Genomic DNA, 15,129 nt, shown 5'->3' with positions numbered 1-15,129 from the left:
GGTCGCCGCCTACCGCGGAGAACCCGTGCTGTTGCGCATGCGCACCACGAGGACCACGATCAGGCCGATCACGGCGAGGGCGGCGATGCCACCGACCAGCAGCAGGGTGGTGGACGACGTTCCCTCGGCCGCGGGCTCCTCGGCGGCGGCCGGGGACTCCTCGACCTCCTCGGCGGGCTCCTCTTCCTGGGCGCCCTCCTCCTCGGCCGGTTGCTCCGGGGCGGCCGCGGCCACGGCCTCCTCGCTCACCGAGAAGGCGAGCGTGTCCTGGATGGGGTGGCCGTCGGAGGAGACGACGCGGTACCCGATGCTGTACTCGCCGGCCTCGTCCAGCGTGGACAGGCCCACGGACACGTCGGCGCCGTCGAAGGTGAGCGCGCCGTCCTCGTACTGGGTCTCGCCGTCGGGGCCGGTCACGACGATCGCGCTGCCGTCGCCCCCCTCCATCGGCGCGTTGTTGAAGGTCAGCACGACCTCCTCGGGGACGGCCTCCAGGGTGGCGCCGTCCTCCGGGTCGGAGGCGATGAGCACGTCGTGGGCGAGGGCGGGGGAGGGGGCCAGCAGCAGGGCCGACGCCGCGAGGGGGGCGATCAGGGCGGCGATGTGGGTTCTCTTCATGGGTCTTCTCTCTCGGGCCGTTCGGGTGCGGTGCGTGCCCCGGGCGGCACGGCGTCCGTGCGCGTCCGGGCTCTTTCGGCCTGCCCCGAGACGCCGTGTACCGGGGTACTACGACGGCAGGAGGAGGGGCGCGGACGAACCGGGAGGCCCGCGAGGCCCGTGCGCGGTGGGCGCGGGCGGAGAAGGTGCCGTGGGCAGGGGTGCGACGTGTGCCCGGAGTGCCGCGCCGATCGGCGTCTCGGGAACACTCAGGGGCCGTGGCAGGGCCCGGGAGACGGCGGTGGTCAGGAACCACAACGCGGACTCGCCGTGGGCGAGCAGCGCGGAGGCCAGCAGGGCCGCCCACAGGTGTGCGAACAGCATGCCCGGCGCGAGGCCGAGAGTGTGGGTGAGCAGCCCGTGGCCACCATGGTCGGAGCCGGGCGGGTGGAGCCCCGGGCCCGCCGTCAGCTGGAGGATCAGGTGCAGGGCGACCTGTGCGAGGGCCATGACGGCGAAGATGTCGCCGAAGCCCCGCATGATCCTGGTGAAGCGCCACAGCAGACCGAACAGGAACGCCGTGGCCAGGAGGAGCCCCCCGACCCCGGCGGCGGTGTCGGACCACAGGTGGTGACCGCCCCAGGCAAGCCCGGAGCACGCGCCGGCGAGGAGTGCCGTGCGCGTGAGTCGCAGGGTGCCGTGAGCGGGTCGCACGATTACCGAACCTAAGCGGTGCCCCCGAGGGCCGCAAGACCCGTCGGGGAGCGGGAGGACACGGGGAACGGGGCCGGACACAGGGAAGCCGCCGGGTGCGCGAGGGCACCCGGCGGCTCCACCCGCTTTCCTAGCCGGCCGGTACGAGTTCGCGGCGCATGTAGCGACGCTCCTCGGGGGTGGTCCCACCCCAGACTCCGTGCGCCTCACCGGCGCGAAGAGCCCACCGCAGACATTCCGGGCGAACAGTACAGCTGCGGCAGACGGCGAGGGCTTGTTCCGTGTCGACGCGACCGATCCCGGTGCTGCTCACCGGGAAGAAGATCTCAGGGTCGTACGAGCGGCAGTTCCCCTGCTGGACCCAGTCCTCACTGTCGTGATACAGGCGGTTCACGAGCGCCTCCGATCCCTGGTCGATGATCCCCCACCGGAGTTGCCGCGGTGGGGACGGCGAAATTCGTGGTCGCGTGGCCGTAGCCGGGGGTAGGACCTTCCGTGACTGCGGCACCGCGATGCGACTAATTGTAGTACTACATGAGGTCGTACTACGCAGAGTCTGCTCCAAAATCCGCAAATCATCAAGGACGTTCGGCGAGGACGAGGGTCGCCCGGCCCGGGTCGCGCCGCGTGCGAGGCGTGCGCGGGGCGCGGGCTGGTGATCGTCCGCGCGCCCTGCGGGGGTGGCGATTTTTGCTGCGTAAGGCTGGTTCTCAAGAAACGAACGCGTACCGTGTGACGTGCGATGCGACCCTTCCGGGGTGTTATGTCGCGAGCTTTCCACCGAATTGATGTGACTTAACACACGCTTAATATCGCCGCCGGAGGCTCTATGTTTGACCCCGGCGCTTGTCGATGGTCCATCGGGAGACGGGTGCCCGCCCCGGGCGAGCAGACCCCTCCGCCACCGCCGAACCCCCTGATGAGATGGGCGTGACCAGGCCGTTCGGCCACCACCGCGCGTCACCCGAAGGTGCAGGTCAAGGCGGTCGTCAGCTGCTAAATAGACGAGCCATACCCGCCCCTCTTTCTTCCAAACATGTCCGCGGATTCGGCGTGAATCGCCTTTGAACTTCGTTCGCTAAGTTCGTTCGACGTGCCACAACTACGAACGAACCTCTCAGCACGCGACCGAAACGACGTCGGGGCCCAGGACTCCCGGACCGCCGAGGGCGCGGGCCACGAGGGCGTGCGCCTCACCCATCCTTCACCGGAGGACGGGCCGCACATGTGGCGGTTGGCCGGCGAGACGGGGATGGACGTCAACTCTCCGTACGCCTACACACTGTGGTGCCGGGACTTCGCCGCGACGAGCGTCGTGGCCAGGGACACCGACGGACGAGTGGCGGCCTACGTCACCGGTTACGTCCGACCCGACAGCCCGGACACCTACTTCCTCTGGCAGGTCGCCGTCGACTCCGCGTACCGCGGTCAGCGACTGGCCCGCCGGATGCTCGACTTCATCGGCGACACGTTCGCCGATCAGGGTGTGCGGTACCTCGAAGCGACCGTCACGCCGGACAACACCGCCTCCCGCGCCCTCTTCGGGTCCTTCGCACGGGACCGGGACGCCGAGGCGCTGTGGAGCCCGCTCTTCACCGAGGAGCACTTCCCGGCCGACGGCGACGAGCCACACGAGCCCGAGGACCTCGTACGTATCGGCCCCTTCGGGCCGACGGACGTCGACTCCGACGACTGACCATCCGCACCGGATCGAACGCGATCCTGACCCGCCCCTCGTCTCAGCCATGAGCCCATGAAGTTGGGGAAAGGAACCAAGGAACATCACGATGGAGACCTTCCAGCGCATCGAGTCCGAAGTCCGCGGATACTGCCGTAACTGGCCGGTCGTCTTCGACAAGGCGGTCGGAGCACACGTCTACGACGAGAGCGGCAAGCCCTACCTCGACTTCTTCGCCGGTGCCGGTTCGCTCAACTACGGGCACAACAACCCGGAACTGAAGAAGCCGCTCGTCGACTACCTGACGGACGACCGCATCGTCCACAGCCTCGATGCCTACAGCACGGCCAAACGCGACTTCCTGAAAACGTTCGAGGAGATCATCCTCAAACCGAGAGGACTGGACTACAAGGTCCAGTTCCCCGGCCCCGCCGGTAACAACGCGGTCGAGGCCGCGCTGAAGCTGGCCCGTAAGTACACCGGTCGCCAGACCATCATCAACTTCACCAACGGCTTCCACGGCATGACCCTGGGCGCCTTGGCCGTCACCGGCAACTCCATGAAGCGCGGCGGCGCCGGCGTGCCCCTGGACCACGTGGCGACCATGCCGTTCGACAACTACCTCGACGGCCAGACCCCGGACTTCCTGTGGCTGCGCAGCCTGCTGGAGGACAGCGGCAGTGGCCTGGACGCCCCGGCGGCCGTGATCGTGGAGGCCGTCCAGGGCGAGGGCGGCATCAACGTGGCCAGCGCGGAGTGGCTGCGCGGGCTGTCCGACCTCTGCAAGGAGTACGGGATCCTGCTCATCCTGGACGACATCCAGATGGGCTGCGGTCGTACCGGCCGCTTCTTCAGCTTCGAAGAGGCCGGCATCACCCCGGACATCGTCACCCTGTCCAAGTCCATCAGCGGTTACGGCCTGCCGATGGCGCTCACGCTGTTCAAGCGCGAGCTGGACGTGTGGGAGCCCGGTGAGCACAACGGCACCTTCCGCGGCTTCAACCCGGCCATGGTCACCGGAACCGAGGCCCTGCGCCGCTACTGGAGCGACGACGCCTTCGCCGAGGCCACCCTGGCCAAGGGCGCCAAGGTCGAGGCGCGGCTGAGCGAGATGGCCGCCGAGCACGCCGACTTCGGCGCGCACATCCGCGGTCGCGGTCTGGCTCGTGGACTGGCCTTCGACGCCGAGGGCGGCATCGCCAAGAGGGTCGCCGCCGAGTGCTTCGACCGCGGTCTGCTCCTTGAGACCTCCGGTCCCGAGGACGAGGTCGCCAAGCTCCTGCCGCCGCTCACCACGACGGAGGAGGAGCTCACGACGGGCCTGGACATCATGGCCGACGCCGCCCGTGCGGCCGTCAAGAGCTCCCAGCCCGCCTGAGTCCGACCCCCCGAGACTTCGGGGCCGGACGAGGTTCCTCCAGCGGGAACCTCGTCCGGCCCCGTACCGTGTAACCAGCGCATATTCGGCGCGCACCAGCACGTTAAGGAGACCCCAGTGATCGTTCGCAGTCTGGACGAGATCAGCGACACCGACGCCGACATCAAGACCGAGAACTGGCGCAGTCGTCGCATCGTCCTGGCCAAGGAGAAGGTGGGCTTCTCCTTCCACGAGACCGTGCTCTACGCGGGCACCGAGTCGACGTTCTGGTACGCCAACCACGTCGAGCTCGTGCACTGCATCGAGGGTGAGGCCGAGCTGACCAACGAGGAGACCGGCGAGAAGCACATCATCACGCCGGGCACCCTCTACCTGCTCAACGGCCACGAGAAGCACACGGTCCGCCCCAAGACGGACTTCCGCGTGCTGTGCGTGTTCAACCCGCCCGTCACCGGGCGTGAGGTCCACGACGAGAACGGGGTCTACCCGTTGGTCGTGGAGGAGGAGGCGAGCGCCTGATACACGGCGCTTTCAGACCTCGACGGAGGGCGAGGACCGGTTCCGGTCCTCGCCCTCCGTTGTTCGTGGGGTAGACATCCCTGAGTAACGGGCATAAGAACCCATAGTCACCACTCACAGGTGATCGGCATGACGAGGCCTTTCGGCCTGATCGCGCGATGCCGAGCAGCTCATAACCAGTGCATAACGGACTAAACGTCTTCAGTTACTGCACGGCGGGCCCGGGGAGAGAGACCCCGTACCAGAGCCGTCGTCCCGTGTTCCCGGGGGACGGCCGGAGCCACGGACACGATCCGCGGTGTGAGCCGCATGAGGCGATCCACCATCCGAATGTGCGGTGTCTCCGCCTGTCCTTCGGCGGAGACCCGCTCTCGAGTTTTCGAGGAGCAGTCGTGAAGAATCAGGGAACAGCGCGTCGGCGGGGAACCTGGCGCCGCCGAGACGCCTTCCGCCTGGCCGGGGTCGGTGCGGCCGCAGTCGCCCTGGCCCCCACGCTCGCCTCGTGCACGCGCGCCGGCGAGGGCGCGTCACTGGACGACCTGCGCGAGCAGGGCTTCGTCCGGGTGGGGCTCGCCAACGAGATCCCCTTCGGGTTCGTCGACGCTGCGGGTGAGGCCGCCGGTCAGTCTCCGGCCGTGGCCCAGGCCGTCTTCGAGGAACTCGGCATTCCCGAGATCGTCGCCACCTCCACCAGCTGGGACGGTCTGATCCCGGGTCTGCAGAACGATCAGTTCGACATTCTCGCCGCCGGGGTGTTCATCACGCCCGAGCGCTGCCAGGAGGTGGCGTTCAGCGAGCCGACCGCCACCGCGCCCGAGGCCTTCATGGTCGAGGCGGGCAACCCCTTGGGGATCCAGCACTTCGAGGACATCGCGGCCAACCCGGACATCCGGCTCGCCGTGCTCAACGCCTCGGTGGAGCAGACCTACGCCGAGTACTTCGGCGTGCCCGAGGGCCAGATGGAGCTCATCCCGGACCAGACCACCGGGTTCGAGATGCTGGAGAACGGCCGCGTGGACGCCGTCTCGATGCTCAAGGTCTCCCACGAGTACCTCCTGATGGAGCGCGGCGGCGAGTTCGACGTCACCGAGCCCTTCTACCCGGTCATGGACGGCAAGGAGGAGAAGGGCTGGGGTGGTCTCTGCCTCCGCTCGGGCGACCAGGAGATGCTCGACGAGGTGAACCGCGTCATCGCCGAGTTCACCGAGAGCGGCCGCCTGCTGGAGCTCGGCGAGGAGTGGGGCTTCACCGACGCCGACCTTCCCGACGGCACGAGCACCTCCGAGCTCTGCGAGGGCTGATCCCGTCGTGGAGTTCCTTCAATGGTTCCTGGAGTTCCTCCAGGTACAGCTACCGCGTTACCTCGACGGTGCCTGGATCACGATCCAGCTCACCTTCGCGGGCGCGGTCCTGGCCTTCGTCTTAGCCATGGTCTTCGGGATCATGGGCTCGACGCGGCCCTGGATCCTGCGCGCGATCACCACGGTCTACGTGGAGGTCTTCCGCGGCATCGCCGCCCTGGTGGTGATGTTCTGGATCGTCTACGCGCTCCCGGACATGACCGGCTACGAACTCGATCCGATGTTCGCCGCGATCCTCGCGCTCGGCCTGAACGTCGGCGCCTACGGCGCCGAGGTGGTGCGGGCCGCGCTCAACGCGGTTCCCAAGGCCCAGGTGGAGGCCACCGTCGCGCTGAACCTCTCGTGGTTCCAGCGCATGCGACTGGTCGTCGTACCGCAGGCGTGGGCGCAGATGCTGCCCACCTTCGGCAACCTGATCATCGAGCTGATGAAGGCGTCCGCCGTCGTCTACCTGGTCGGCATCCTCGACCTCACCGCCGTCGCCCGTGAGGTGCGCAGCGGTACGGGTGAGACGCTCGCCGCGTTCGCGATCGCCTTCGTCTTCTACTACCTGATCGCGCAGGTGCTGATCTTCGGTATGCGACTCCTGGAGCGTCGAGCCAACGTGAAGCTGGGCCGTATCCCGCCCTCCGGCGGTGGGCTCATGGGTCTGCTCCGACCGCCGTCGGTCGGTACCCGGGTGGGGGTGGCCAAGTAATGAACGACTCCGCACCCATGATCTGGGACTTCGAGTTCACGTTCGACGTCATGCCGAGTCTGCTGGGCGGGCTGTGGGTGACCGTGCAGCTCACGCTGATCGGTTACACCATCGCCCTGGTCCTGGGACTGCTGATCGCGATCGTGCGCCGCGCACCGGTCATCGGGGCCATCGTGCACTTCGTGATGGAGTTCATCCGGACCACCCCGCTGATCATCCAGGTGGTCTTCGTCTTCTTCCTGCTGCCGGCGAGCCTGAACGTACCGTTGCTGGGCCCGGTGCCCATCACGGCCTTCACCGTCGGTGTGACGGTCCTCGGTATCCACTACGCGGCCTACACGGCCGAGGTGTACCGCTCGGGCATCGAGGGAGTGGCCCAGGGGCAGTGGGAGGCCGCGCGTGCACTGAGCCTGCCGACCGGCCGTACCTGGGGCGCAGTCGTGCTGCCCCAGGCCATCCGCAAGGTCATCCCGGCACTGGGCAACTACCTGATCGCCATGTTCAAGGACACCCCGCTGCTCTTCGCCATCGGTGTGGCGGAGCTGCTGACCCGGGCCCAACGGGTCGGGAGCGAGAGTTTCCGGATGACGGAGGCCATGACCATGGTCGGGTTCCTCTTCCTCGTGGTGAGCATCCCGTCCGCGATTCTGATCCGACGACTGGAGAAGCGATATGTCGCCGTCTGATACCCCCGAGAACACCACGGCACCGGGTGTCGACGGCGTCGTCGCCGAGAACGCCGAGGACGGGCTGATCGTCTTCGACAAGGTGGTCAAGCGTTTCGGTGACCTCACGGTCCTGGACCACCTCGACTTCTCGGTCGCTCCCGGTGAGCGCGTCACGCTCATCGGGCCGAGCGGGTCGGGCAAGACCACCATCCTGCGTCTGCTGATGACGCTGGAGAAGGTCACCGAGGGTCGCATCTGGGTCGACGGCGAGCCCTTCAGCCACATGCCGAGGGGCAACGGCATGGCCCCCGCGAACGAGGGCTACCTGCGGGCCAGGCGCAAGCGCATCGGGATGGTGTTCCAGCAGTTCAACCTGTTCCCGAACATGAGCGTGCGCAAGAACATCATGGAGGCGCCGGTCCACGTCCTGGGGATCGGCAAGGACGAGGCGAGCCAACGGGCCGAGGAGCTCTTGGAGCTGGTGGGTCTGGGCGACAAGATCGACGCCCACCCGACCCAGTTGTCCGGCGGTCAGCAGCAGCGGGTGGCGATCGCCCGCGCGCTGGCCATGCGGCCGGAGATCCTGCTCCTGGACGAGGTCACCTCGGCTCTGGACCCGGAGCTGGTCGCCGGTGTGCTCGACGTACTGCGCGAGGTGGCCGAGACCACCGACATCACGATGCTGTGCGTGACACACGAGATGGGGTTCGCGCGAGACGTCTCCCATCGTGTCCTCATGTTCGACCAGGGCCGGATCGCGGAGGAGGGTCCTCCCGACCAGATCTTCGGGGACCCGCGCGAGGAGCGGACGAAGTCGTTCCTCAAGTCGGTCCTGGAGAACGGCCACTGAGAACCGCTCCCGGATGTCGCTGAGCGCCGTCCCCGGTCGTGTCGACGGCCGGGGCGGCGCCCTTTCGTGCGCCGATGACTCTGCCCCTCCGGTGCGTCTTCGCCGGTCACACCTGGTGACGACATACCGTAGTCATTAAGTCGCTTTTAGTTTCCCCTGGGGCAGAATGGGTTTTCTGAGACAGGGGGGACTCAAGTGACCACAGTGCGAAGATGGGGGCTCGCGTGGACCGTCGCCTTCGCGGCGGTCTTCGTCGCCGGGCCACTTCTCGCCCATCCGGTCCTGCGCAACGACGTCTTCGGCGAGTCGGCCATGCTGTTCGTGCTCTCCTGGGGACCGATGCTGTTGGCCGGTCTCGTGGCCTGGGGTCTGGTCCGTTGGCTGGGGCGACGGGACGCACTGGACCGTCGGGTGTGGGCGGCCATGGACGGGCACCCCCTCACCCGCGAAGTGGCCTGGTTGTTGCTGCTCATCGTCTGCTTCGTGGTGTCGATGGTGGTGCTGTCCGGCATCCTCGACTTCTTCGGGGAGGAGACGGGCACCACCACGGACCTGGCGGTGTCGGTCTCACTGGTGTCGCGCCTGCTGTTCCTCTTCGCGCTCCCTCTGCTGATCATGGACCGCTCCGGTATCACCGTGGACGGCAAGGGCACCGCCATGCCCACGCTCGCGCTCAAGGTGGTCGAACCCTGGCGTTGGCTGGGGCTCGTCCCCGTCGCCGTGGCCTCGGGGATCCTCGGCTATCTGCTGGCGCCCTACATCGGTCTGCCCGGACCGTCCCTGACGCTGTACGCCATGCTGGTCGCCTTCGCCGTCATCGCGGTCTGTGAGGAGATCTTCTTCCGGGGCATGATGCAGACCCGGCTGGAGATGCTCCTGGGGCGCTGGGGCGGCATCATCACCACCTCGGTGCTGTTCGCGCTCACCTACGCGCTCATCCAGCCCTACGACGCGGTGTCCCAGCTCGCCGGGCTGGACCTGGTGCACGACACCGGGATGGCCATGCTGACCTACGGCGCCGCGGGCGTGCTCTACGGCTACCTGTGGGCGTGCTTCCGCAACACCTGGATCAACGTCCTCATGCGCATCGCGATGTTCATCCTCATCCTGCCGCCGGACCTGGACATCGGCATCTGAGGCCGACCACGTTCCACCTTCGCGACGCGCCCCGCCACGGCGGGGCGCGTTGTCCCGTTCGTGGTGCAAAACTTGCCCGCCGACCCACGGGATCCCTGGTCGAGTGGGTACAGAAGATCCATAGGGGTCGTGTTGCGGTCATTTCCCCCTCATGGGGTTGTCACCGTGTGGTCATGAAGGAGGGGGAGTCTGCCCACTGTGAGCACGGAATCAGCGCCGACACCCGCGGAACCCGGCACCGCGGAACTGCCGCCCGACAGGTTCATGGACCGTGAGGAGGGGTGGCTCCGTTTCAACCAACGCGTGCTCGAACTCGCCGAGGACGAGAACATCCCGCTGTTGGAACGGGCGCGGTTCCTCGCGATCTTCTCCAGCAACCTCGACGAGTTCTTCATGGTCCGGGTCGCCGGTCTCAAACGCCGCCTGGCCACCGGACTGTCGGTGGCCTCCTCCAGCGGTCACCACCCCAAGGACCTGCTGGAGCGCATCTCGCTCTTCACCCACCGACTGATCCTGCGTCAGACCGCCTGCTTCGCGGAGAGCGTGGCCCCGGCCCTGGCAGGGGAGGGCATCAGCATCGTCCGGTGGAAGGACCTGGACACCGACGAGCGCGAACACCTCCACGGGAACTTCCGCCGCTCCATCTACCCCCTGGTGACCCCGTTCGCCGTCGACTCCGCCCACCCCTTCCCCTACATCTCCGGCCGCTCGCTCAACCTCGCCGTCAGCGTCCGGGACCCCGGTGACGACCGGCGTATGTTCGCCCGGGTCAAGGTGCCCAGTGCGCTGCCGCGCTTCATCGAACTCACCGCGCACGGCGGCGGCCGCTACGTGCCGGTCGAGGACATCATCGCGGCGCACCTGCCCCAACTGTTCGAGGGCATGGACGTGGTCGAGCACCACGCCTTCCGGGTCACCCGCAACGCCGACCTGGAGGTCGACGAGGACGAGACCGACGACCTCGTCCAGTCACTGGAGAACGAACTCCTGCGCCGTCGGTTCGGCCCGCTCGTCCGGCTGGAGGTCGAACAGACCATCAGCGACGAGGTGCTGGCCATCCTCACCGAGGAACTCGGTGCCGACGAGGAGGAGATCTACCGGGTCCCCGGGCCGCTCAACCTCGCCGGACTCGCCCAGATCGCCGACGCCGACCGCCCCGACCTCCGGTTCCCGCCGATGGTCCCCGTCGAACCGCGTGCGCTGACCTCGGGCGACCTCTTCGCCTCGATCCGCGAACGCGAGATCCTGGTCCACCACCCCTACGAGTCCTTCGCCACCACCACCGAGCGTTTCCTCGCCCTGGCCGCCACCGACCCCAAGGTCGTGGCGGTCAAGCAGACCCTGTACCGCACCAGTGGGGACTCGCCCATCGTCGAGTCGCTCATCGAGGCGGCCCGCGAGGGCAAGGAGGTCGTGGTCCTGGTCGAGATCAAGGCCCGCTTCGACGAACAGAACAACATCCAGTGGGCCCGCCAGCTGGAGGAGGCCGGCTGTCACGTGGTCTACGGAGTGGTCGGCCTCAAGACCCACTGCAAGTTGTCCATGGTCATCCGCCAGGACGACGACGGTCTCCTGCGTCGCTACTGTCACGTCGGCACCGGCAACTACAACCCGAGCACCGCACGCGTCTACGAGGACCTCGGTCTGTTCAGCGCCTCGGCGGAGGTCGGTGAGGACGTCAGCGACCTCTTCAACAGCCTCACCGGGTTCTCCCGCAAAAGGCACTACCGACGCCTGATGGTGGCGCCCGCCGCGCTGCGCCAGGGGTTGCTCCGCCAGATCGACACCGAGGTCGCCAACGCGCTCAAGGGCGAGCCCGCGCGCATCCGGATCAAGGTCAACTCCCTGGTGGACGAGGAGATCATCGACGCCCTCTACCGTGCGTCCCAGGCCGGCGTCGGTGTCGACCTGTGGGTGCGGGGCAGCTGTGTGCTGCGCGCCGGCGTGCCGGGGCTGTCGGAGAACATCCGCGTCCGCAGCATCCTCGGCCGATTCCTCGAACACTCCCGTGTGTTCGTCTTCGCCAACGCGTGGCGTCCACAGGTGTGGATCGGCAGCGCCGACCTCATGCCCCGTAACCTGGACCGGCGGGTGGAGGCGCTGGTGCGCATCTCCGACCCCGAACAGTGCCGACGTCTGGTCGGCCTGATGGACCTGGCGATGGCCGACACCACCTCCTCCTGGAGACTGCAGCCGGAGGGGGCGTGGAAGCGCGTGACCCATGACGAGGAAGGCAGACCGCTCATCGATCTCCAGGACACCCTGCGCGGCGACCGTCACCTGAGAGTGGTGGACGGGTGAGCGAGCAGGACGAACGGACGTCGGCCCCGCCGACCGGCATTCGGGTGACCAGTGCCTTCCCGCCACGTGACACCGCCGTGGGCGGCTATCTGGAACCCATCCGGGCCGGGGGCGCCGTGCTGTGGCGCGAGGGCCCCGCGGGCCTGGAGACCGTGCTCATCCGTCGCCCCGACCGCGGCGACTGGACCCTGCCCAAGGGCAAGTTGAAGAACGGAGAGCACCCCATCATCGGTGCGGTCCGCGAGGTCGAGGAGGAGACCGGGCTGGTCCCCGTGCTCGGCCGTCGGTTGCCGCCCCAGCGCTACCTCAAGGACGGCTGGCCCAAGCAGGTGGAGTGGTGGGCCGCCACCCCCGAACGCCCCGGGGGCGAGATCGACTACGAACCCAACGAGGAGGTCGAGACGGTCGAGTGGGTCCCCGTGGAGGAGGCCCGCGCCCGGCTCACCTACGACCACGACGTCCAGGTGGTCGACAACTTCCTGTCCGGTCCCGCCGAGACCTTCCCGATCGTCCTGCTGCGGCACCTGTCCGCGGGGGAGAAGCGTTCCTGGAACGACAGCGACCTGCTGCGACCGCTCGACGAGACCGGCCGGGCCGACGCCCTGGCCCTGCCCCGGGTGCTCGGCGCCTACGGGCGGCCCCGGGTGGTGACGTCCGCCGCGGCGCGCTGCACCGAGTCCCTGCTGCCGTACACGGTCGAGCAGGACGTGCAGATGCGCACCGAACGGGCCTTCACGGTGGGCCGGGAGGGTCGGGGCTACGAGGTGGGGGAGGCCAGGGAGGCGTTCGCGCGGCTCCTCGACGAGAGCCTTCCCACCGTGGTGTGCACCCACGGTGAACTGGTCCCGGAACTGATGACCGAGGCGCTCACCCGACTGGGCGCCCCACTGTCCCAACAACGTGGGCTGCGCAAGGGCTCGTTCTGGGTGCTGCACGTGTCCGCCGACGGCGAGTTGGCCGGTGTGGAACGTCACGGCGTCCGAGAGTGACGGGTACCTCCCGGGTCGGGGTGGTCCCGCGCCGGTGACATGATGCGTGCATGGCTGAACACATGGTGGCGCGGAGCATCGAGGTCGACGCTCCGGTCAAGAGGATCTTCGACCTGCTCGCCGACCCGGTACGGCACTCCGAACTCGACGGGTCCGGCACGGTGCTCGGGTCGGTCTTCGGGCCGCAACGACTCGAACTCGGCTCGGAGTTCGGCATGGACATGCGGATGCTGGGGCTGCCCTACCGCATGACCAACAGGGTGGTGGAGTTCGAGGAGGGACGCCTCATCGCCTGGAAGCACGTCGGTTCGCACCGTTGGCGCTACGTGTTGGAGGACCTCGGGTCGGGCCGGACCCGGGTCACGGAGACCTTCGACTACACGTGGGGTCAGGCGTACCTCTACGTGCTGTCCGGGGCCCCGGCCCGCAACGCCCGGGGGATCGAGGAGACCCTGGTGCGCCTCAAGGCCGTGGCCGAACAGGACTGAACCTCCCCGGGCGCGGTCGACGCCCGGGCCGGGCCGGCCCCGAGGGCCGTGTGCGGAGGGACTCGTGGTCCCGGCTCCCGTTCCGGCCTCGCCGTGGTCTCCCCGGTCGTCGGTGCCTCCGGCGTGCGGGCGACGCGCCGCGTCCTCCGAAGGCCCGTGCGGCGGCGGTCGTGATCCTCGGCGGCGGACAGGTCGCGCCGGCGGCGTGGGTGTGCACCGGACCTTCGTCGTGAGCGCGGCCCGGTGCCGGGACCGGGCCGCCCCTCGGTGCCTTCCCGGTGACCGGCCACGGTCGCTCCGGGTGGCGGCGCCCCCCACCCTGCTCCGGTGTGCCGGCACGGCACCTCCGGACATGCCATAAAGTTCGGCAAGGGCCCGCGACCCCCTCGCCCCCGGCCACCGAGGCGTCGGCGGCGCGGCCCCTTCGTCGGCGGTCGATGTGGGAAGTCGGGAGACCAGTGGGTGCAACGAGCTTCGGTGACGTGTGGCAGGACGTGCTGTCCGTCCAGCCCGACCCGGAACAGTGGATCATCGTCACGACGGCCGCGATCGCCCTGGCAGCCGTTCTGCTCGGCCCTCCCTGGCGGGTGGCGCGCAACGTCGTCACCATCGCGCACGAGGGCGGGCACGCCCTGGTGGCGCTGCTCAGTGGACGCCAGCTGACCGGTATCCGCCTGCACTCCGACACCTCCGGGGTCACGGTCTCCCGTGGCAGGCCCACCGGTATCGGCATGATCCTCACGGTGTTCGCCGGCTACGTCGCGCCCACCGTCATCGGCCTTCTCGGCATCCTCATGCTCATGTCCGGACGCATCACCGCGCTCCTGTGGACGAGCATCCTCGTGCTCGCCGCCATGCTGCTGATGATCCGCAACCTGTACGGCGTGATCTCCATCGTGGTCACCGGGGCCGTGGTCTTCGGGGTCAGCTGGTTCACCCCGCACGAGGTCCAAGCGGCCTTCGCCTACCTGTTCATCTGGTTCCTGCTCTTCGCGGGCGTGCGACCGGTCCTCGAACTCCAGGCGCAGCGCAGTCGCCAACCCTCGCCGCACTCCGACGCCGACCAGCTCGCCGGGCTCACCGGGATTCCCGGCACCCTGTGGGTGGGGGTGTTCCTCCTGGTGAACGCGGCCGTCACCGGCCTGGGCGTGTGGATGCTGCTGTTCTAGTGCGAGCCGGCGTCGGACCTCCGCCTCACGGCAGGAGGCGGCACCCGTCCCCGTACACGTCGAAGAGCCCCGCAGAGGATCGCGGGGCCTTCTTCATGTCGTGGAGAGTGCGCGGGTCAGGCGTTCTGCGGTGCCGCGAGCGCCTGCGCGACCGAGCCGAACACCGGAATGCGGGTGTCCAGGGACGTGATGCGCAGGGTCTGCAGGACCCGGGGCGGAGCGGAGGCGATCACCAGCAGCGCACGCTGCTCCTTGGCGAACTTGTGCGCGCGGATGAGCACGCGCAGACCGCTGGAGTCGATGAACCGCAGTTCGGTGCAGTCCAGCACGACGCGGCCGAACGGTTGCGTGGTCAGCGCTTCGGTGACGGCGTCCTGGAAGCGGGCTTCGGTGGCCATGTCGATCTCGCCGTCCAGAGCCAGAACGCGTCCGGACTCGTGGAGGGTCGAGGCGATGCTCAGTTCGGGCATTGCGACTCCGGCGTACTCGGGCCCTGCCCGATGGGTCGGCGAGGCAGACCACACGTAGTCCCACCGGGGACGTGTGGTGACCGGTGCGTTGGTTGCGTTACCGCGTGAGCCAA

The 15,129-nt window shown here is 68.4% G+C and carries 16 protein-coding genes; 12 read left to right on the top strand and 4 right to left on the bottom strand.

The annotated features are described in order from the left end of the window. Window positions 1-9 precede the first annotated feature (9 nt). From DSY14_RS02315 to DSY14_RS02305, 3 genes are all read right to left on the bottom strand, one after another. Entirely contained in the window at window positions 10-618 is a 609-nt protein-coding gene (locus tag DSY14_RS02315) for a copper resistance CopC family protein (protein ID WP_211714727.1), read from the bottom strand. 108 nt (window positions 619-726) lie between these two features. Further along, complete coding sequence (locus DSY14_RS02310) at window positions 727-1,311, bottom strand: copper resistance protein (RefSeq protein WP_211714726.1); 585 nt, start codon at window positions 1,309-1,311, stop codon at window positions 727-729. A gap of 130 nt (window positions 1,312-1,441) precedes the next feature. Next, a complete protein-coding gene (locus DSY14_RS02305) occupies window positions 1,442-1,705 on the bottom strand; it encodes a WhiB family transcriptional regulator (RefSeq protein ID WP_211714725.1) in 264 nt (87 codons plus the stop codon). 792 nt (window positions 1,706-2,497) lie between these two features. Between DSY14_RS02305 and ectA the strand changes: the two genes are divergently transcribed. The 12 genes from ectA (at window position 2,498) to DSY14_RS02245 (ending at window position 14,546) form a co-directional block, all read left to right on the top strand. Continuing rightward, a complete protein-coding gene (ectA, locus tag DSY14_RS02300; RefSeq protein ID WP_211714763.1) occupies window positions 2,498-3,007 on the top strand; it encodes a diaminobutyrate acetyltransferase in 510 nt (169 codons plus the stop codon). Window positions 3,008-3,098: 91 nt separating this feature from the next. Further along, window positions 3,099-4,367 carry a diaminobutyrate--2-oxoglutarate transaminase gene (gene ectB / locus DSY14_RS02295; protein ID WP_211714724.1) on the top strand — a complete coding sequence of 423 codons (1,269 nt, stop codon included), beginning with the start codon at window positions 3,099-3,101 and terminating at the stop codon, window positions 4,365-4,367. Between the two features lie 117 nt (window positions 4,368-4,484). Continuing rightward, complete coding sequence (locus DSY14_RS02290; RefSeq protein ID WP_211714723.1) at window positions 4,485-4,886, top strand: ectoine synthase; 402 nt, start codon at window positions 4,485-4,487, stop codon at window positions 4,884-4,886. Between the two features lie 452 nt (window positions 4,887-5,338). After that, the gene (gene ehuB / locus DSY14_RS02285; RefSeq protein ID WP_211714762.1) at window positions 5,339-6,187 is read left to right on the top strand and encodes an ectoine/hydroxyectoine ABC transporter substrate-binding protein EhuB; all 849 of its coding nucleotides are present in this window, start codon (window positions 5,339-5,341) and stop codon (window positions 6,185-6,187) included. Window positions 6,188-6,215: 28 nt separating this feature from the next. Then, complete coding sequence (ehuC, locus tag DSY14_RS02280; RefSeq protein WP_211714761.1) at window positions 6,216-6,944, top strand: ectoine/hydroxyectoine ABC transporter permease subunit EhuC; 729 nt, start codon at window positions 6,216-6,218, stop codon at window positions 6,942-6,944. A gap of 17 nt (window positions 6,945-6,961) precedes the next feature. Continuing rightward, window positions 6,962-7,630, top strand: coding sequence for an ectoine/hydroxyectoine ABC transporter permease subunit EhuD (gene ehuD / locus DSY14_RS02275; RefSeq protein ID WP_211714759.1), 669 nt, complete (start codon window positions 6,962-6,964; stop codon window positions 7,628-7,630). Then, window positions 7,617-8,462, top strand: coding sequence for an ectoine/hydroxyectoine ABC transporter ATP-binding protein EhuA (gene ehuA / locus DSY14_RS02270; protein WP_283091573.1), 846 nt, complete (start codon window positions 7,617-7,619; stop codon window positions 8,460-8,462). Before ehuD ends, ehuA begins: the two co-directional genes overlap by 14 nt. Before the next feature lie 195 nt (window positions 8,463-8,657). Continuing rightward, complete coding sequence (locus DSY14_RS02265) at window positions 8,658-9,599, top strand: CPBP family intramembrane glutamic endopeptidase (RefSeq protein ID WP_211714722.1); 942 nt, start codon at window positions 8,658-8,660, stop codon at window positions 9,597-9,599. Between the two features lie 198 nt (window positions 9,600-9,797). Beyond that, the gene (locus tag DSY14_RS02260) at window positions 9,798-11,900 is read left to right on the top strand and encodes an RNA degradosome polyphosphate kinase (protein WP_211714721.1); all 2,103 of its coding nucleotides are present in this window, start codon (window positions 9,798-9,800) and stop codon (window positions 11,898-11,900) included. Beyond that, entirely contained in the window at window positions 11,897-12,889 is a 993-nt protein-coding gene (locus tag DSY14_RS02255) for an NUDIX domain-containing protein (RefSeq protein WP_374223973.1), read from the top strand. The genes DSY14_RS02260 and DSY14_RS02255 overlap by 4 nt, the downstream gene beginning before the upstream one ends. A gap of 50 nt (window positions 12,890-12,939) precedes the next feature. Beyond that, entirely contained in the window at window positions 12,940-13,377 is a 438-nt protein-coding gene (locus tag DSY14_RS02250; protein ID WP_211714720.1) for an SRPBCC family protein, read from the top strand. 437 nt (window positions 13,378-13,814) lie between these two features. Beyond that, the gene (locus DSY14_RS02245) at window positions 13,815-14,546 is read left to right on the top strand and encodes a M50 family metallopeptidase (RefSeq protein WP_211714719.1); all 732 of its coding nucleotides are present in this window, start codon (window positions 13,815-13,817) and stop codon (window positions 14,544-14,546) included. Window positions 14,547-14,662: 116 nt separating this feature from the next. Here DSY14_RS02245 and DSY14_RS02240 read toward each other — a convergent pair whose 3' ends face one another. Further along, complete coding sequence (locus DSY14_RS02240; RefSeq protein WP_211714718.1) at window positions 14,663-15,016, bottom strand: STAS domain-containing protein; 354 nt, start codon at window positions 15,014-15,016, stop codon at window positions 14,663-14,665. Window positions 15,017-15,129 lie beyond the last annotated feature (113 nt).

Origin of the sequence: Nocardiopsis sp. MG754419 (assembly GCF_018207095.1) — a bacterium.
Classification (GTDB): Bacteria; Actinomycetota; Actinomycetes; order Streptosporangiales; family Streptosporangiaceae; genus Nocardiopsis.
Note: the sequence above shows the minus strand (reverse complement) of the source record. Positions and strands in the feature narration are given on the sequence as shown.